The 18576-nt window shown below is 48.4% G+C and carries 17 protein-coding genes and 1 tRNA gene; 17 read left to right on the forward strand and 1 reads right to left on the reverse strand.

Annotated elements, in window-relative coordinates; genetic code table 11:
• Positions 1-24 precede the first annotated feature (24 nt).
• The 17 genes from QMG93_RS19760 (at position 25) to QMG93_RS19840 (ending at position 17911) form a co-directional block, all read left to right on the forward strand.
• A complete protein-coding gene (locus tag QMG93_RS19760) occupies positions 25-999 on the forward strand; it encodes a LacI family DNA-binding transcriptional regulator (protein WP_281939424.1) in 975 nt (324 codons plus the stop codon).
• Between the two features lie 71 nt (positions 1000-1070).
• The gene (locus QMG93_RS19765; RefSeq protein ID WP_281939426.1) at positions 1071-2027 is read left to right on the forward strand and encodes a carbohydrate kinase family protein; all 957 of its coding nucleotides are present in this window, start codon (positions 1071-1073) and stop codon (positions 2025-2027) included.
• A 10-nt stretch (positions 2028-2037) separates the two neighbouring features.
• A complete protein-coding gene (gene gtfA, locus QMG93_RS19770; RefSeq protein ID WP_281939428.1) occupies positions 2038-3507 on the forward strand; it encodes a sucrose phosphorylase in 1470 nt (489 codons plus the stop codon).
• Positions 3508-3632: 125 nt separating this feature from the next.
• The gene (locus QMG93_RS19775) at positions 3633-4481 is read left to right on the forward strand and encodes an alpha/beta hydrolase (protein ID WP_281939577.1); all 849 of its coding nucleotides are present in this window, start codon (positions 3633-3635) and stop codon (positions 4479-4481) included.
• 62 nt (positions 4482-4543) lie between these two features.
• Entirely contained in the window at positions 4544-5347 is an 804-nt protein-coding gene (locus tag QMG93_RS19780) for a Nif3-like dinuclear metal center hexameric protein (protein ID WP_281939430.1), read from the forward strand.
• Positions 5348-5365: 18 nt separating this feature from the next.
• Positions 5366-6688 carry an ABC transporter substrate-binding protein gene (locus QMG93_RS19785; protein ID WP_281939432.1) on the forward strand — a complete coding sequence of 441 codons (1323 nt, stop codon included), beginning with the start codon at positions 5366-5368 and terminating at the stop codon, positions 6686-6688.
• Between the two features lie 287 nt (positions 6689-6975).
• Positions 6976-7881, forward strand: coding sequence for a class A beta-lactamase (bla, locus tag QMG93_RS19790; protein ID WP_413789313.1), 906 nt, complete (start codon positions 6976-6978; stop codon positions 7879-7881).
• Between the two features lie 245 nt (positions 7882-8126).
• Positions 8127-9908: a BlaR1 family beta-lactam sensor/signal transducer gene (locus QMG93_RS19795; protein WP_281939436.1), complete on the forward strand. Its 1782-nt coding sequence runs from the start codon at positions 8127-8129 to the stop codon at positions 9906-9908.
• A 2-nt stretch (positions 9909-9910) separates the two neighbouring features.
• Positions 9911-10294, forward strand: a complete 384-nt coding sequence (gene blaI / locus QMG93_RS19800) for a penicillinase repressor BlaI (protein WP_281939438.1) — start codon at positions 9911-9913, stop codon at positions 10292-10294.
• Between the two features lie 116 nt (positions 10295-10410).
• Positions 10411-10494: transfer RNA gene (locus QMG93_RS19805), tRNA-Leu, on the forward strand.
• A gap of 310 nt (positions 10495-10804) precedes the next feature.
• A complete protein-coding gene (locus QMG93_RS19810) occupies positions 10805-11740 on the forward strand; it encodes an alpha/beta fold hydrolase (RefSeq protein ID WP_281939439.1) in 936 nt (311 codons plus the stop codon).
• 228 nt (positions 11741-11968) lie between these two features.
• Positions 11969-12784, forward strand: coding sequence for a MerR family transcriptional regulator (locus QMG93_RS19815; RefSeq protein ID WP_281939441.1), 816 nt, complete (start codon positions 11969-11971; stop codon positions 12782-12784).
• Positions 12785-12813: 29 nt separating this feature from the next.
• Entirely contained in the window at positions 12814-13509 is a 696-nt protein-coding gene (locus QMG93_RS19820) for an MFS transporter (protein WP_281939443.1), read from the forward strand.
• A 205-nt stretch (positions 13510-13714) separates the two neighbouring features.
• A complete protein-coding gene (locus tag QMG93_RS19825; protein WP_281939445.1) occupies positions 13715-14914 on the forward strand; it encodes an MFS transporter in 1200 nt (399 codons plus the stop codon).
• A 280-nt stretch (positions 14915-15194) separates the two neighbouring features.
• Positions 15195-15668 carry a hut operon transcriptional regulator HutP gene (hutP, locus tag QMG93_RS19830; protein ID WP_051775403.1) on the forward strand — a complete coding sequence of 158 codons (474 nt, stop codon included), beginning with the start codon at positions 15195-15197 and terminating at the stop codon, positions 15666-15668.
• A gap of 126 nt (positions 15669-15794) precedes the next feature.
• Complete coding sequence (gene hutH / locus QMG93_RS19835) at positions 15795-17327, forward strand: histidine ammonia-lyase (protein WP_281939579.1); 1533 nt, start codon at positions 15795-15797, stop codon at positions 17325-17327.
• 98 nt (positions 17328-17425) lie between these two features.
• Positions 17426-17911: a GNAT family N-acetyltransferase gene (locus QMG93_RS19840; RefSeq protein ID WP_281939449.1), complete on the forward strand. Its 486-nt coding sequence runs from the start codon at positions 17426-17428 to the stop codon at positions 17909-17911.
• A 197-nt stretch (positions 17912-18108) separates the two neighbouring features.
• Here the strand turns inward: QMG93_RS19840 and QMG93_RS19845 are convergent, their stop codons facing one another.
• Entirely contained in the window at positions 18109-18549 is a 441-nt protein-coding gene (locus QMG93_RS19845) for an Hsp20/alpha crystallin family protein (RefSeq protein ID WP_281939451.1), read from the reverse strand.
• Positions 18550-18576 lie beyond the last annotated feature (27 nt).

Here is an 18576-nt window from a genome sequence, read left to right on the forward strand (position 1 = left end):
TGTCTGATACAAGGAGGAGCTTTGATGGCCGTTACGATAAAAGATATCGCAGAAAAAGTAGGGGTTTCGGTTACGACAATTTCCCGGGTGTTAAACAACCGGGGATATTTAAGTGACGACCTGAAGAAAAAAGTGCACGAAGCCATGGAAGAGATGAACTACCAGCCTAACGAGCTGGCACGTTCATTATCGCGGAAAAAATCGAATGTTATTGGTCTCATTATACCGGACATCTCCCATCCGTTTTTTGGGCAAATCACAAAGCATATCGAATACTACGCTTACAAGCACGGCTATAAGCTGATGCTTTGCAATTCGTTGCTTAATAAAAAAAAGGAGAAAGAGTATATTGATTTACTAAGAGCTAGCCAAGTGGATGGAATTATTATGGGCAGTCATACGATGAGTGTGAAAGAATATACGTCGATCAAGCTTCCGCTGGTCACCCTGGATCGTCAAATTTCCAAGACCATTCCATGTATTTCGTCAGACAATTATAGCGGAGGAGTGCTGGCCACCAAACTGCTTCTTGGCAAAAAGTGCAGAAAAATCGCTTATTTAAGCGGAAACTTGCGGCTGAATCTGTTGGCCAAACAGCGGCATGACGCATTCATTGAACAAGTGAGCGGCAAAGACGTCGGTTTTGTGGTTAAACAAACGGATTTGAACGGTTTTAAATATAAGGAATACGAAAATTTGGTTCGTGCATTATTTGAAGAACATCCCGATATTGACGGCGTATTTGCAAGCAGCGATATTCTGGCGCTGCAGGTCATCAAGGAATGCCGGAGACTCGGCAAGGCCGTACCCGAGCATGTGAAAGTCGTAGGCTATGACGGAATTCAAATTGGCGGTACGGACGATTTGTCGACGGTAGAGCAGCCGGTCAAGAAGATGGGGGAATTGGCGGTCAAATACCTGCTTCGGCAAATTGCGGGCGAAGATATACCTCTGGAAACGATTCTTCCGGTTAAATTGTTGGAAAAGGGAACAACATAGGTTCTTTTCTGAAAGAAGTGGACTCGGTGTTTCCCGCAATTAAATTAACGTAGCCGCAGGAGGAAGTTATTGTGTTTGAATTTAAGCAGGTCTTGGATTTTGAGGATAGACAGAATGATGTATTGATGGTGGGGGAGCTTCTGATCGATCTGATTTCCGCGGATTACGAAGATGCTTTTGCAGGAGCTGCATACCAGAAGTTTTTTGGCGGATCGCCGGCGAATATCGCGATGAACGTCAAAAAATTAGGGGGCCGTTCGCAGATTGCAGCAGCCGTAGGCGAAGACAGCTTAGGCAGCTTTCTACTCGATCAATTGCGTATAGCGGGGATTGAGCCGGAATTCGTTGAAACCGTTGAAAATTCAACCAGTTTGGTCCTTCTTACAAAGAGCAAGTCGACTCCGGTTCCCGTCTTTTATCGAAGTGCGGACTATCAAATTTCCTATACTTCAAAGCTTGAAGAAGCCCTGCTCCGGTCAAAGATCTTGCATTTCTCTTGCTGGCCCATTTCCATGCTCCCGGCCCGCGATACGATCGAAAAAATGCTGGATCTTGCCGCAAAGCAAAACGTGCTGATCGGTTTTGACCCTAACTATCATCCGGTATTATGGCAAAAGGGTGAAGATGGCGCAGCCTATGTAAAATCGATCATCGGTAAGGTCGATATCATTAAGCCGTCGGGCGACGATGCGGAAAGATTATTCGGCAAAGATACGCCCTATAACCACGTTAAGAAGTTTTTGAGTCTCGGCGCCAAGCTGGTGATCCTGACCTTGGGAAAGTACGGCGCTATGGTATCCAACGGAAGCGAGACCGTTACCTTTAAGACTCTGGCTACGGAGGTAGCGGATACGACCGGAGCGGGAGATGCGTTCTGGTCCGGATTTTATACGGCGCTCGTGAAAGGATATTCCATTCATGAAGCCATTTCTCTCGGATTCGCCGTTAGCGCTTATAAGCTGAAATATACCGGCGCGGTGGTGGATTTGCCTGAACTCGAAGCGATAAAAAACTTATACGAACTGTAGGAGGTTCCCTATGTCCGTCAAAAATCAAGTGCAGCTAATTACGTATCCCGACTCCCTTGGCGGAGATTTAAAAACGCTCCATCGCGTGCTGAATACGTATTTTTCGGACGTCTTCAAAGGTGGAGTCCATATTTTGCCGCCTTTCCCCTCGACAGGAGACAGGGGATTCGCGCCGCAAACTTATCTGGAAATTGAGCCGAGCTTTGGCACGTGGGAGGACATGAAGGCCATCGGCGAAGAGTTCGATGTTTTGGTTGATTTGATGGTCAACCATATTTCCCGGCAATCGTCATACTTTCAAGACTTCCTTGAAAAGGGGAGGGAGTCCGAGTACGCGGACTTATTTATCACATTAGATAAAATTTGGCCGGATGGTCAGCCTGTGCAGCAAGACATCGATAAAATGTTCCTGCGCCGACCGCTGCCGTATTCGACCTTCACTATTGCGAAGACCGGTGAAGAGGAAAAGGTATGGACCACATTTGGCAAAACGGACCCATCCGAGCAGATTGATCTCGATATAAAATCGGAAAAGGTTAAGCAGCTTTTAACGGACTTCTTTCTAAACTTTAAGAAGAACAATGTAAAAATTGTCAGGCTCGATGCTGTCGGTTATGTGATCAAAAAGCTCGGCACCAGTTGCTTTTTCGTGGAGCCGGAAATATATGAATTTCTGGACTGGGTGATGAAGCTTGCCGCATCGCTTGAAATTGAGCTGCTGCCGGAGGTTCATGCGCACTATACCACGCAATACAAGCTCGCCGAGCATGGCTGCTGGATTTACGATTTTATCCTGCCGTACCGGATTCTTGAAGCCTTGATCAACCAAAACAGCGGGGATTTGGTTCATTATTTAAAGACCCGGCCGAAGAACCAGTTTACGATGCTGGATTGCCATGACGGTATTCCGGTAAAGCCGGATTTGGATGATTTGATCGATACGAGAGAAGCGAAAAAAATTGTGGATGTATGCGTGGCTCGGGGAGCCAACCTCAGTCTGATCTTGTCGGATGAACATAAAGCGGCGGATGGATTTGATGTCCATCAAATCCGGTGTACCTATTATTCCGCATTAAATAACGATGACGACGCCTATTTGACGGCACGCGCCATTCAGTTCTTTACGCCCGGCATTCCGCAGGTGTATTATGTGGGGCTGTTAGCCGGCGAGAACGATTATGAACGTGTAAAGAATACCGGAGAAGGCCGGGAAATCAACCGCCACAACTTCTCTCTGGAAGAGATCGAGCGGTCTCTGGAGAAGGAAGCGGTGCAGCGGCTTTTGAGGCTGATCCGTTTCAGGAACGAATATGAAGCTTTCCAAGGAGAATTTGAGGTTCTTGATTCGCCGGCGGATGAGCTTCGTCTCAAGTGGACAAAGGACGATAAGAGTTGTATGTTGCTAGTCGACTTAAGAGCAGGCCTTGCCGAGATTTCCTATATCGATGAAGAAGGATTCGCCGATCATTTTGCAGTGTGATTAAGCTTGGGGAAATTTCATCATAATTGGAGGTATGGATATTGGACTTCATAAGCAGAGTGGCTCCGGAATTAAAGCAAGGGGTAGAGCTTTTAACGCCTCTTTATTTGCCCGATGATCTGGCTATGGAGAGGCAGCGCCCTTTGCCTCCCGCGAATAGCTCGAAATCCGTTCAAATTGCGGAACGTTATATATCCGGCGGAGATGCAAACGAAATGCTGGTCAAGATTTATGAACCGGTCCGGAGAGAGGATCAAAAGCTGCCTGCTTTTCTTTGGATCCATGGCGGGGGATATGTGTTGGGTCACCCGAGTTCCGATGACGTACTCTGCGAATGCTTTGTAAAAGCGGCCAATTGCATCGTTATTTCGCCCGACTATCGCCTTGCCCCCGAACATCCGTTTCCGGCGGCCATTGAAGACTGCTACGCCGCATTGGAATGGATAACCAACCGCGCGGAGGAAATGAATATCGATTTGTCACGGATTGCGATTGGCGGGGCAAGTGCGGGAGGGGGATTGACGGCGGCATTGGCGCTGATGGCTCGGGATAAAGGCGGACCGGCCATTTGTTTTCAAATGCCGCTATACCCGATGATCGACGATCGTAACGTTACGCCCTCAAGCCACGAAATTACGCATCAAGCGGTGTGGAACAGGGCCAATAATCTGGCGGCCTGGAAGATGTATCTTGGCGAGCATGCCCATGGAGACATTTCCCCTTATGCGGCGCCAAGCCGCGCGAACAGCTTGGCCGGCCTGCCTCCGGTCTATACTTGCGTAGGGCAGCTTGATCCGTTCCGCGACGAGACGATCGACTATGTTGCGCGTCTTGCGCAGGCAGGAGTTGATGTCGAATTTCAGCTGTATCCCGGATGCTATCACGGCTTCGAACACGTTGTTCCGGATGCGGAAATTAGTCAACGCGCTAGAAACGGATACTTGGATGCTTTGGCGAGAGCTTTTAAGCGTTGATTCCATAGGGAGAGCGGCAGCGCTATTTTGGGGCGTAATCTTAACGAAAGAAGGGATTGGAAGTGAAGGTTCAACAAGTGATCGATGCCATTTTGACGGATTCGTGCGGCGATTTTAGATTGTCCGAAACCGGAGACAGGATCATGAGCGGCAGTCCAGACATGGAGGTCACCGGAATTGTAACGACATTTATGGCAACGGTTGACGTTATCAAGCAGGCAATCGCTTGCGGGGCCAATATGATTATTACCCATGAGCCTACCTACTATACGGGAAAGGATGAAACGGACTGGCTTCAAGACGACCCTGTATATGTGGCTAAGAAAAAATTGATCGATGAGAATCAGATCGTGATCTGGCGGTTTCACGATTACATGCACATGGGGAAAACAGACAGAATCTATGACGGCCTCCTAAAAGAAATTGGCTGGGAAAACAATATGCTTGACGGAAATCCTCACACCTACCAAATTGAGGAGGTCAGTTTGGCGGAGCTGGCGAGCTTTTTTAAACGGAAGCTATCCATGGATGTGATTCAAATCATCGGCAAACCCGAAATGAAGTGTTCAAGGGTTGGCATTTTAGTGGGTGGGGGCAGCTTGGGCCTGGGAAGAGAACAAATGCCGATGGAATTGATGCGAAATATGAATTTGGATGTCATGATTTGCGGCGAAATTATGGAATGGACGCTCTGCGCCTATATCAACGACGCCCAAATGCTTGGACTTAACCAAGCCATGATCGTTGTAGGGCATGAACGCAGCGAAGAATGGGGCATGAAATTTATGGCGGAATGGCTACAGCCTTTGGTCCATGGGATTCCGGTCACCTTTATTGATGCAAGAGAGCCGTTTACTTATTTATAGGATAAGGAGGAGAAGATATTGAAAATCAAAGCGGGTATCAAGCTCGGAGTTTGTACGGCTTTGCTGCTATCTACGTTGGCCGCTTGTTCCAATAAGGATGCATCGCCGGGAGCGGCTCAATCGGAGAAGGGCGTCAAGATTACTTTTTATACGGTGGATCAGAACAACGCTTTTACCGATTTGGTGAAGGCGTATCAGCAAGAGCGTCCTGAAGTAAAAATTGAATTATTGAATGCGCAAGCAGGAACCGATTATATACAAAAATACGAAGCGCTTCAGGCTTCCAGCAATCCGCCTACGGCCGCCATGCTGGAACAACAAACGGTATTAAAGTTCAAAGATACCTTGCTGGATTTGGAGTCGGAGAAAGCAAAATACGAAAAGTTGACGCTGCCGGGCACGATTGAAAGAAATTTATTCGAAGGCAAATTTGTGGGTTTACCATGGACTACGCAGGGTTACGGCTTATTGTACAACAAACGGGTAGTTGAGGAAGCGATCGGAGGAACTTTTGATCCCGCATCGGTGAAAACCCGCAATGATTTGGAAGCTTTGTTCAAAAAAGTGGAAGCCGCCGGCAAGGCACCGGTATTGATTCATGGATCGGACTGGTCTTTGGGCTCCCATTATTTATCGTTAGCCTACGGCTTGCAATCCAAAAAGGTTGAAGATAATCGTAATTTTTTGGAGGGCTTGAAAAAGGGAAGCGTGGATTTATCCGGCAATCCCCAATTCAATGGTTTGCTGGATACCTTCGACTTGCTTAAAAAGTATAATCTTCGCAAGAACGATCCGATTGTCGCCGACTTCAATAAAGACTCGATAGATTTTGCCAAAGGTAACGCGGCATTCTACTTTATGGGAGACTGGGCTTGGTCCGTAATGGACCCTGTGGAAGGCCGGGACAAACAATTTGGAATCATGCCGGTTCCGATCAGCAACAACCCGGATGATTACGGGAACCAGGAGATTCCGGTTTTGGAACCGTTTCTGTACACCATCGATAAAACAAGAGCAACACCGGAGCAGCAGGAAGCAGCCAAGCAATTTTTTGAGTGGATGGTCACAAGTGAACAGGGACAAAATTCCATTATTTCCAAAATGGGATTAATCATGCCTTATAAAGATTTAAAGGTAAAGGGGACGAATGCCATTTCTCCTTCAATAAGTAATTATGTTAAAGAAGGCAAGGTTATTAATCTCGGAATGTTCAAATTCCTTCCCGGGGATCATTACGCTAAGCTGGGCGCCTCCATGCAGAAATATTTAATTAACAAGATTGATCGTAAAGGGTTCATTAAAGAGATGGAGAGCTATTGGAAGTCGCAGGCTGTTAATTAAAGTTGCGGGCTGAAAAATAAAATCATGGGCGAAGGTGCATACCTTTGCCCATTAAAACAAACGACAGGTTTCTGATCTGCTTTCTCTGGCAGAGCGGGAACCTTTTTATTTTAAGCTGGTGCTTAATTTGACATTGATAGACTACAAGTGTAGTATCATATTACGAATGTAATCAAAATTAGAGAGGAGTAACAGCGTATAGGGTAGAAAAACAGTTTTTTCGTTTTCAGCTTACATAAATATTTTTTGAAAAGAGGTTAAATATCTTGAGTAAATCTAAACATTCTATAGTAAAAATTTGTAATAAAATTGCTTTACCTCTATTGTTTGTACCCATCCTGCTCATTGGTTGTGCGAAGGTTGTTAATCCCGCTGTTACCCAGTCAACAGAGAAGACTCAGACAGTAGTTACATCCGGGTCTGACGAGTTTATTCAACTCGAAAACAAATTTGGCGCTAGACTTGGTGTGTATGCAATTGATACCGGTACGAGTCGGACGATTGCTTACAGACCTGAGGAACGGTTCGCTTTTGCATCCACCTATAAGGCTTTGGCGGCAGGCGCAGTGCTTCAGCAAAGCTCTATTGCCAATCTCGATAAAGTAATCACCTACACCAAGGAAGACTTGGTCACTTATTCACCCATAACAGAAAAACACGTGGAAACAGGGATGACCCTTAGGGATATCTGCGACGCTACTATCCGTTATAGTGACAACACCGCGGGGAATCTCTTACTAAAAGAATTGGGTGGCCCTAAGGGTTTTGAAACAGCACTGAAAAAGATCGGCGATAACGTTACTACGTCTGCACGTTTTGAAACAGATTTGAACCAAGCCGTCCCAGGAGACACACGAGATACAAGTACACCTAAAGCACTTGCCACAACCCTTCAGGCTTTCACGGTCGGCGACGTGCTTCCTACTGACAAACGTAAGCTCCTTACAGATTGGCTACGGGGGAACACGACTGGAGCTAAACTGATCCGTGCGGGCGTACCCGAAGGCTGGCAGGTTGGAGATAAAACCGGTGCCGGTAGTTATGGAACGCGAAACGACATTGCTATTGTTTGGCCACCGAACAGAGCCCCCATCATTATCGCAATTTTGTCCAGCCGCGATAAGCAGGATTCCGCTTACAATGACGACCTTATCGCGCAGGCTGCGAAAATAACAATGGACGCCTTGAAGTAAACTGCAATGATCAACCATAGCGTCTAAACTCTCTCAAGACATGGAATAGGCTGGCTCATTCACGAGCCAGCCTATTCCACATCAGTTTGATGTGCTGTCATTCTTCATTATAAAGAAGCAGTCAAAATTGGAATGAAAGATCAAGGATTGGTAGTTGATAAAATGACAGTCAACTGCTAAAATTCAGGCTACAAGTTTTGCTTTAATGAGTTCAACCGAAAGGTTGAGAGATGGAGACGAAAAGCATGTTCTTTACTCATTTCGTTATTAGCTTGATTGTGTCGTCTTTCACCATTGCCGTTATTATGCTGATTAAAAAATTGTTCCAAAAGCAACTTTCAGCGAAATGGCACTATAATCTATGGTTTCTATTGTTTATTGCATTGATGCTTCCTTTTATATCAAGTCATTTATTTAGTTTTGGAGACAATTTCCATTTATTCAGTGTTAACCAAAGCGATGCAATAAGTCCTTCCACTGTGACCACCGGAGATCAGGAATTTGGAAACGTGAATTGGCTGCAGGACTTTTCGATATCTATAAACCGTGCTAGTCCAACATACCTGAATATCATTTTAGCTTTGATCTGGATCGCAGGGATACTCGTAATGGCCGGTGTGACCATGCATGCCTGGCTAAAGGTAAAAAATATTAAACGCACTACGTCTAACCTGAAAAACAAAGAAGTACTAGTGTTATTTGAACAGTGCAAGCAGGATTTAAAGATATCGAAACATTTAATTGTAGGGGAATCTTCGCTCGTCAGTTCGCCGATGACGTTTGGCCTTCTGAAAACCTATGTTGTATTTCCGACTCATTTTGACGAATGGTTGTCTTTGAACGATATCCGATATATTATTTTGCATGAACTAAATCACATTAAACATAAAGATATTGTGTCGAATTACCTAATCGTTATTTATCAAGTCGTATACTGGTTCAATCCACTTGTTTGGCTTGCTTTTAGGGAAATGAGATCAGATCGTGAAATAGCTTGTGACATGGCTGTTTTACATTCATTAGATGAACGCTGCTATGCCGAATATGGGAATACCATCATTAAAATTGTTGACAGAGCATCACATTTTAAAAATTTTGCTTTGACTAATCAGTTCAATGGTCCTAAACAGCAAATAAAGAAACGTATAGAAAGGATTGCTTCGTTTACGACTGATTCAAAGCTATTGAAGCTGAAGAGTATCGCTATCTTTATGCTTGTGGGAATACTTGTTGCAAGTCAGGCTCCACTCGTTTCTGTGATGGCGAATGATCATAACCGATACGATTTTACCAGTGACCGAACTATGCACGAGGATTTAAGTGATTATTTTTCAGGATATAAAGGGAGCTTTGTGTTATATGATTTGAAAGCAGATCAATATCGTATCTATAACGAAAATCAAAGCAAATTAAGAGTTTCTCCGGATTCAACTTACAAAATTTATCTCGCATTGTTTGGATTGGATTCCAATGTCATAACGAGAGAAAATTCCTCCATGCCATGGAATGGCATACATTATCCTTTTGATTCATGGAATAAGGATCAAACCTTATTTAAAGCCATGCAAAATTCAGTGAATTGGTATTTTCAGGATTTGGATAAAATAATCCAACAGAATAAAATACAAGCTTATCTGAACCAAATAGGCTATGGTAATCGCAATCTTTCTGGAGGGATCGGACAATATTGGTTAGAATCTTCATTAGAGATATCCCCCGTGGAGCAGGTACAATTATTAAAAGCTTTTTATACAAACCAATTTGGATTTAAAGAGAAAAATGTACAGACCGTCAAAGATTCGATTAGATTAGAAGAAAAAGATGGTGCGCTACTATCCGGAAAAACAGCTACAGGTACTGTAAATAAAAAAATGATAAATGGTTGGTTCATTGGATATGTAGAGACAAAGGACGACGTTTATTTCTTTGCAACAAATATACAAAATAAAGAGAACGCCAACGGAAGTAAGGCAGCAGAAATAACTTTATCTATTTTGAAGGATAAAGGCATATATGAAGGAGGATAAGAGTGTCTAATAAAGTCCCCAATATTTCAGAAGCAGAATGGGAAGTCATGAACGTGCTATGGGAAAAGGCTCCGCAAACGGCTAACGAAATTATTCTTTCTCTACAGGAGAAAACGGATTGGAAGCCGAAGACGGTGCGCACTCTGTTAGATCGTCTAGTCCAAAAAAAGGTAGTAGGTGTAAATCAAAATCAGAAACTCTATACATTCTTTCCGCTTTATTCGCAGGATGAATGTCGGCAAGCCGAAACACAGTCTTTTATTAAGCGAATTTATGGAGGAGCCCTGAAGTCTATGCTGGTTCACTTCATCGAGGAGCAATCTTTGTCCGATGACGATATTAAGGAACTACGATCTATTTTGGATAATAAGCCGAAGAAAAATTAGGAGAGAGGATGCGCCGGTTAATCATGTTATAGAAGATTTCATGCTTGACATAGGGGGAGCGGTCATTATATAATTCCATTTGTCGGTTCGAAATCAATCGAATCGCGGCGAAATATGCGGTCGTGGCGGAATTGGCAGACGCGCTAGATTCAGGTTCTAGTGGTGTAACAGCCGTGGAGGTTCGAGTCCTCTCGACCGCATTATCTTAAAATGAACTGGCCTGCAAATTGCTCTTGAAGCGATTTGCAGGCTTTTTTATATGTACTGAATATGCAGTGCTTGGAACAGGATTTAATTGCTTATGAACTTTTTGTATCGTTTAGTATGATATAATCATATTATTTACTGGATATATAGTCGAATTCATTGTATTTCTTTCTTGACATTGTGAGAATAAAGGGGTATTTTTACTTATATAAGTTATGTATCAATTGGTATATTATATTGGTGGGTACATAATCAATAAGAAAGAAACTAACAAACAGGCAGCATCATTTAAGGAGGATTCTCATGACTCGTTATCACCAAACTGACTTTGACACGGATTTCGGCGGTACCTTTCCGTTCAAGCCTAACTTTACAGACGCTCCCGGCTTCGCCATGCACTATGTCGATGAGGGGCGGAGCGGGGGCGAGACCGTCCTTTGCCTTCATGGAGAACCGACTTGGGGTTATCTGTTCCGGCATTTGATCCCGGCTTTGAGTGAAGATTACCGTGTCGTCGTTCCCGACCATATGGGCTTTGGTAAAAGCACGACGCCGCAGGACCGAAGCTATTGGCTGCAGGACCATATCGATAATCTCGAGCGGTTCGTTCTCGCGCTTGATCTGCAAGAGATCACCCTTGTCATGCACGATTTCGGCGGGCCGGTGGGCATGGGGCTTGCCGCACGTCATCCGGATCGCATTCGCAGACTGATTTCAACCAACGGACCGACACCGTTCGGCCAGCCCGATCTCGCCGACCGGTTGACCGCCAACTCCGTTGTCTCGCCCTGGTTCCAATGGATCCTGAAGGCTGAAAAGGAAGGGAGTCTTGAGGTTGTCCTAGGCCAACTCGGCTTCAACATCCTCAGTACGCTCAAGCTGAACGGCTTCGAGAACAATGAACGGATTACCGAAACGTGGCTCGCAGCTTACGGCTCACGCTTCGCCAGCCCGGCCGACTGTCTTGGCGCAATTGGCTGGGCGAAAGGGTTCGCCACCGGCGCGCACCGGTTCGAGATACCCGATGTGGCAGCCGTACGCGCTATCCTAGAGAAGCCCGCGCTTGCGATCTGGGGGGAGGCCGATCGCACGCTCCAAGCCGAGCATTTTCTGCCGCTTTTTACGGAGCTGTTTCCAACCGCTCCCGTCCATCGGCTCCCAGGTGTGGGCCATTACTGCCTGGAAGACGCCCCTGACGTGGTCGGACGGCTCATTACGGACTTCATCCGGCGGAACTAAGAAATGGATTGATCGAACATGGTGAAATAAAGTTAAAACAAACATCCCGCCTCACTTTAGATAGTGGAGCGGGATGTTTTTGTCATGATGGAGTCCGTTTGGAATGGCCGGCGGCAGGGCTTGGCTGTCGCCGTTGAATCCCGCTTGACTCTCCCCTTAACGGGAAAGTTATACTCGATGAAGGCAAGGAAGGACAGAAATATCACATTAGGCAAACGAGGTGTATCCATGTTTAAAATAAGCGAGTTTTCGAAGATCGGCCAAGTGTCGGTCAAGGCGCTTCGTTACTACGGCCAATTGAATTTGCTCAAGCCGGCCCACACCGACAAATATACAGGATACCGTTATTACTCGGCCGACCAGTTGTTTCAGCTCCACCGCATTTTGGCCTATAAAGAATTGGGCTTCTCACTGGATCAAATTCGCCAGATGATAGGGGAGGACATCCCGCTTGAGCAAATCAGAGGAATGTTCCGGATCAAGCAAAACGAGATTCAGTCCGTTCTGGATAAGGAGCAGGCCAAGCTTGACCGAATCAAGGAACGTCTACATGCCATCGAGAATGAAGGGAAGCATCTGACGTCGCACGATGTTGTTCTAAAAGAAGTGGAGCCGCAGCTTGTGGTGTCTTACCGGCAAAGAGCTTCGCTTAGGCAGCTCCCTGAGCTCTTCCGACGGCTCGACGATCACTTGGTAAGCTGCGGCGTATCTTCGCTGTCCCAAATGGTTCTTTGGCATGGCTGCGAGGAATGCGAAGACGATATGGACATCGAAGCAGCTCGTCTGCTCGCTCACCAGATGCCTAGCCGTTCTCCTTTTGCGGTCAAACGATTGCCAGAAGTTTCGATGATGGCCACGCTTATTCATCATTGCCGGACAACGAGCCGCTGCACTGCGAGTACGGAATTAGCCGTATGGATCGAACGAAACGGATATCGAATGAAGGAGAATGAGCCGCGGCGCGAAATCTGCATCCCTCATGAAAAATCGGACGATCCGGAAGCTTACGTTGCCGAGGTCCAGATTGCCGTCGAGAGAGCTTGATTGAAGAGGCTTTGAAAGGAGATTTCGTTTTGACTAAACAACAAAAGCTTCTGACTTTAAATTTATTTTTATTAACCTTCGTTTTGGGAACGAGCGAATTTGTCATTGTCGGGCTGTTAACGGAAGTGTCCAACGGCTTAAATATCGCCATATCGACAGCAGGAGCGCTGGTATCTGCTTTCGCCATAGCTTTTGCCATAGGTACGCCGATCTTGACGGCTGTATTCAGCCGGTTTTCGAAATACCCGCTTATGCTTGTTTTGATCGCGGTATTTATTGCGGGGAATATGTTAACCGCGATATCCGGGTCGTATGCGCTGCTTCTTGCTTCCAGAGTGATCACCGCCGTTGTTACCGGAGTGCTGATCGCACTCGCCATGGCCATTTCCAGCGAAACCGTACCTTCCGAGAAAAGGGGCGCGGTGATTTCCATTATATTTACCAGGTTTACGATAGCCAGTGTCATCGGAGTGCCGCTTGGCACCTACATCGGACAATGGGGCGGTTGGCATATGACCTTTGGGTTTACCGCTCTATTGGGAATCGGCTCTTTCATCTCAAGCTCGGCGACCATTCCAAGAGGGCTAAAGGGAACGCGGAGTTCATTGAAAAAACAAATCGGATTATTAACGAACCCGCGTATGATCATCGCGTTTTTTATTCCGGCGTTCAGCATTGCGGCGACCTATACCGTTTATGGTGGGTCACGAAGAACATGGAGCTGATCGATGTTTCAGGGTTCGGGGCAATCGCTGCATCGCTGCTTACTTTTATCAGTTATCGTCTGGATCGTAAAGCCGTGAGCGGTTATAAAGCGGTCGTGAATTGAACAACCGGAGGCGTTGAAAGCAGTAATGGTCTGCTTTCAATTGCCTGTAATAATTATGTACCGACTGGTATGTTATATCGATTAGCACAGGAGGGATATCGATGTCCATGTACAAATTGAAGCAAGCTGAACCGGCAGACGCTGCCGTCCGCCGCTGGCTGGCGGTGGTCATTCTTGGAATCGCCACGTTTACGATTGTTGCGACCGAGTTCGCCCCCATTGGACTGCTCTCGTCCATCGCTTCTGATCTGGAGCGCAGTCCTGCCACAATTGGCCTCACCGTAACGGCCTATGCTTTGATCGGTGCGGGCAGCGCCCTGTTGTCCGCCGTACTTCCCAATCATTTTCCGCGCAAGCCGCTGCTCATTGGGTTGATGCTGGTGCTGGCCGCTTCAAATGGTCTGGCCATGATCGCCCAGACCTTCCCGACTCTGATGTTGGCGCGGATCGTGGGGGCACTATCGCATGGTGTTTTCTGGGCCATGGTCGCTGCGATCGCGTCACAGATCGCTCCGCCCAATCGCATGGGTCTTGCGACCACGATCGTCTTCGGTGGGATCTCGATCGCAAACGTGTTGGGCGTTCCGGTCCTCAATCTCATCGGGCAGACATGGGGGTGGAGGGTGGCGTTCGGTGCCCTAGGCGGGCTCTGCCTGTTCACCGCGCTGCTCATGGGCGCTTTGCTTCCTAAGGTGAAGGCCGAAGGGACGGTCGGTTTCGCTGCGCTTGCAGGAGTGCTGCGCAGCCGCAAGCTGTGGCGGGTCTATGCTGTGGCGATCTTCACGGTAGCCGCGCATTTCGGAGCGTTTACATTTATCGAACCCTACCTTAGAAACGTACCCGGCGTTGTCCCCGCTGCCATTGCTGCTCTGCTCTTTGGCTTCGGGGCCGCCGGACTGCTCGGCAACATTGTGACCGGGTTCCTGATCGATCGCTATATGAAGCGAGTGATCGTCGTGTCCCTTCTGCTTATGTGCGTATCGCTGGCCGGTCTGGGGTGGTTCGGGCTCAGCCTCGGGCTCGGGCTGGTCGTCACTCTGCTCATTGTTTGGGGCGCGGCGATCTCGATTCTTTTTATCGGCATACAGACTTGGGTTTTACGCGTTGGGGGTGCAGCAGCTATACCGGCGTCGGCGGTTTATACTACCGTTTTCAACTCGTCCTCCGGTGTGGGCGCCGTGCTGGGAGCTATCATCCTGAACCGGGCCGGCTTGTCCGGCATCATGACCTGGGCTGGCCTAATTGTCGCCGTGGCTATTTTCATTGTCGTTTTGGATCGTCGATTGGACAAAACATCATGAATGCATGACCGCAAACCGCATCGGTCTATACAAGGGATCCGGGTTTAAACCGGATTCCTTGTTTTACTTTCTCCTTGCTGGTCGGCGACTCATTGTCAACCCGCGTGATGTATGATACAATTTCATCAGATACTTTAGCGATAAGTAAAATCCTTTTAGACAATTTAGCGTATAGTCGGGTCGATACAAGGCAAGTCTTATGGGAGCGGGAAGAAGCTTTCCCATTTGCTGTTGTAGCGTCTTTTTTATTTTTATTGTGGCTTTTTTGCAGGAAAGGGGCATGCAAGTGACGGGCCAGCAGGGGATTCCTTCTACTATCGGCAAATTAACCGCCTTATTGACGATGATGCACGATCATGCGATGGGGGCGGACATCGTACGGAAGCTGGAAGCGGACGGATACCGGCATACCGTCGGGAAGGTCGGCTCCATGGACAGCGCGAAAGTCATTGCGGCCATCGAAACCGCTGCCAAAAACAATCGGGTCATCGACGAAAAGCGGTACCGGGAGACGCACGGCTTATACCATGCGATCCTGGAGGCTTTGCAAGGGGTGAGCCGGGGGACCCCGCAGATTCGGGACGTATTGCGCACGGTAGGGCTGACCTTCGCCATTGTCCGCGGCCCTATGTCGACCGAACAGGATCAACCGGACGAAGGGGAGTGGATCTGCGTATGCATGTACGGCACGATCGGCGCTCCGAAAAAAGGCTTCGAGCATGAAGTTTTGGGCTTCGGCATCAATCACATTTGATGACCGGAATAGCGTTTCAATTGAATAACTTTAGACCATAGTCTTATAGTTGCGTTTAGAGGTCACGACCATTGATTTGGTATGGCCTCTTTTTTTGCGTCCATTTCTTAAGGAGAGTGATTCGTGATGATTAAGACGGCACCTATTACGATCGGCAGCGGCAAGCTGACCTTGCAGGAGGTCGTGCTCGTGGCACGCCACGGCTACGAAGTAGAGCTTGACGCTTCGGTGAAGGCAAAGGTAACGAAGAGCAGAGAGTACGTCGAGAAGCTGCTGGCGGAGAAAAAGGTTGTCTATGGTTTGACCACAGGCTTCGGCAAATTCAGCGACACGTACATTTCGAGCGAGGACGCGAAGGCGCTGCAGGTCAATCTGATCCGCAGCCACGCTTGCGGGATCGGCGATCCGTTCCCGGCGGAAGTGGCGAGAGCGATCATGCTGCTTCGCATCAATGCCTTGATTCAGGGCTATTCCGGCATACGCTACTCCGTCGTGGAGACGATGGTCGAGATGCTGAACAAAGGCGTCGTTCCGCTGATCCCGGAGAAAGGCTCGCTCGGCGCCAGCGGAGACTTGGCCCCGCTGTCCCATTTGGCGCTGGTCATGATGGGGGAAGGGGAAGCGTTGTTTCGGGGAGAGAAGCTGGACGGCAAAGCGGCGATGGACAAGGCTGGGATCGTTCCGGTGTCGCTTGAAGCAAAAGAGGGCCTCGCCCTGATCAACGGTACGCAAGTGATGACCGCCGTCGGCGCTTTGGCTTGCTGGGACGCGCTGCAGCTGGCCAAATGGGCCGATTGCGCTGCTGCTTTGACGACGGAGACCTTGCAAGGCGTTAGGCAGGCGTTCGACCCGGAAACGCATGACATCCGCCCGCATGCCGGCCAGCAGCAGGTCGCTTCGAATATCCGCAAGCTGACCCAAGACAGTCGCCTGATGACGAACCAAGGGGAGCTGCGCGTCCAAGACGCTTATTCGCTGCGCTGCGTACCGCAGGTTCACGGCGCTTCGGCCGATGCGCTTCAATATATTCACGATAAATTACTGATCGAGATGAATTCGGTAACGGATAACCCGCTCATTTTCACCGAGCAGGAGAAAGTGATCTCCGGCGGCAATTTTCACGGCCAACCGATTGCGCTGGCGATGGATTTCCTCTCCATCGCGGTGGCGGAGCTGGCAAATATATCGGAGCGGCGAATCGAACGGCTGGTCAATCCCCAACTGAGCGGAGGACTGCCTCCGTTTCTGACGAAGTACGGCGGCACGAACTCGGGCTTCATGATTGCGCAGTATGCCGCGGCTTCACTCGTGTCCGAAAACAAGTCGCTTGCGCATCCGGCCAGCGTCGATTCGATTCCGAGCTCGGCGAATCAAGAGGATCACGTGAGCATGGGAACGATCGGCGCGAGAAAAGCGGCCAAAATCGTCGAAAATGCCTACAACGTCGTTGCCATCGAGCTGCTCTGCGGCTCGCAAGCGGCCGATTACCGCGGAGCCGACGGACTGGGCAAGGGAACGGCATGGGTATACGCGCAATGCCGCAAGCATGTTTCGTTTTTGGACGAAGACCGCGTGATGTACACGGACTTCCGAAAAGCCGTGCACATGATGAAGGATGCGGCGGTGCTTAAGGATATGACCGAGACGATCGGTTTATAAATTTACGGCTTTCTGGTCCGAGTCTTGCATTTCTCCCGAAACCTTGCTATATTAGGCGGAAAAATCGCTAGGATTTCGTGAGAGGGAGCGGGCTTCTAATGGAGATCAGACGGGCCGGACATGCGGATGTTCCGCACATTTTGGATATTTATAACGAAGCCGTGCTGACGACGGTAGCGACATTCGATACGGTTTCGCGCACGCTGGAGCAGCAGCTGGAATGGTTCGAACAGCACGGCGAAGCTTACCCGGTCGTCGTCGCCGAGGACGCCGGTCTAATTCTCGGCTGGGCGGCCGCGAACCGGTACTCCGACCGGCTGGCCTATGCGCGCACGGCGGAGCTGTCCTTATATATCCGGGACGGGCACCGTGGTCGGGGAGTCGGGAAAAAGCTGCTGCAAGCCGTACTGGACGAAGGGAAAAAGGCCGGGCTGCATACGGTGCTGTCGCGGATCGTGGAGGGCAACGACAGCAGCATTCACATTCATCGGCAGTTCGGGTTCGATACCGTAGGAACGATGCGCGAGGTGGGCTTCAAATTCGGTAAGCTGCTGGACGTCGTCATGCTGCAAAAAATGCTTTAAACTTGTAAACCGGAGGGAACCGGCGGCAGTCGGAAGCTCCGGTTTTTGCTTTTCGCGAAAAAAAGCGACCCGCAAGCAACGGGCCGCGGGTCAAGAGACATCTATTTGAAAAAGGGGGTCGAGCTTTATTATAGAGGCTATACATTAAAGGAAGATGAAAAGCATATTTCAATTGGATTACAGTTGGATGACGTCTATTAATGAAATTCCACGTCGATCCGTTTTCTGGCGCTATTTTGAACTTTGGGCATTTTCACTTCGAGAATGCCGTTCTTGTATGTAGCGACCGTACCCTCGGCCTGCACTTCCGCAGGCAGCGCAACGGTGCGTTGGAATCGGCCGCTATAGCGCTCCTTGCGGTGAAACTGCTCTTCCTTCGCTTCATGTACTTTGTGTACGGTGCCGACGATCGTGAGCGTCTGCTGCTCCACTTGGATATCTACGTCCTCTTTCTTCTCCAGGCCTGGAATCTCGCAGTGGGCGATAACCTCACTCTCGGTTTCGTAGACGTCCATCCGCGGCGCGCCGAATTCCTGCTGGAATCCGAAAGCGGAAGGCAGCCCCTCGTTAAAAAACTTGTCCATTTCTTTTTTCCAATGATCCACGCGTCTGAACGGTTCAAACGGAACCAACGGCATAAACGAACGCCTCCTTATAAAAGTTTG

Source organism: Paenibacillus tyrphae (assembly GCF_027925525.1).
Classification (GTDB): Bacteria; Bacillota; Bacilli; order Paenibacillales; family NBRC-103111; genus Paenibacillus_G; species Paenibacillus_G tyrfis_B.

Bases quoted from the DNA above. Each gene is read 5' to 3' on its own strand.
- QMG93_RS19815 (WP_281939441.1), top strand. From the start codon at position 11,969: ATGTTTAAAATAAGCGAGTTTTCGAAGATCGGCCAAGTGTCGGTCAAG.
- QMG93_RS19760 (WP_281939424.1), top strand. From the start codon at position 25: ATGGCCGTTACGATAAAAGATATCGCAGAAAAAGTAGGGGTTTCGGTT.
- hutP (WP_051775403.1), top strand. From the start codon at position 15,195: ATGCAAGTGACGGGCCAGCAGGGGATTCCTTCTACTATCGGCAAATTA.
- gtfA (WP_281939428.1), top strand. From the start codon at position 2,038: ATGTCCGTCAAAAATCAAGTGCAGCTAATTACGTATCCCGACTCCCTT.
- QMG93_RS19795 (WP_281939436.1), top strand. From the start codon at position 8,127: ATGTTCTTTACTCATTTCGTTATTAGCTTGATTGTGTCGTCTTTCACC.
- hutH (WP_281939579.1), top strand. From the start codon at position 15,795: ATGATTAAGACGGCACCTATTACGATCGGCAGCGGCAAGCTGACCTTG.
- QMG93_RS19775 (WP_281939577.1), top strand. From the start codon at position 3,633: ATGGAGAGGCAGCGCCCTTTGCCTCCCGCGAATAGCTCGAAATCCGTT.
- QMG93_RS19825 (WP_281939445.1), top strand. From the start codon at position 13,715: ATGTCCATGTACAAATTGAAGCAAGCTGAACCGGCAGACGCTGCCGTC.
- QMG93_RS19840 (WP_281939449.1), top strand. From the start codon at position 17,426: ATGGAGATCAGACGGGCCGGACATGCGGATGTTCCGCACATTTTGGAT.
- QMG93_RS19810 (WP_281939439.1), top strand. From the start codon at position 10,805: ATGACTCGTTATCACCAAACTGACTTTGACACGGATTTCGGCGGTACC.
- QMG93_RS19845 (WP_281939451.1), bottom strand. From the start codon at position 18,549: ATGCCGTTGGTTCCGTTTGAACCGTTCAGACGCGTGGATCATTGGAAA.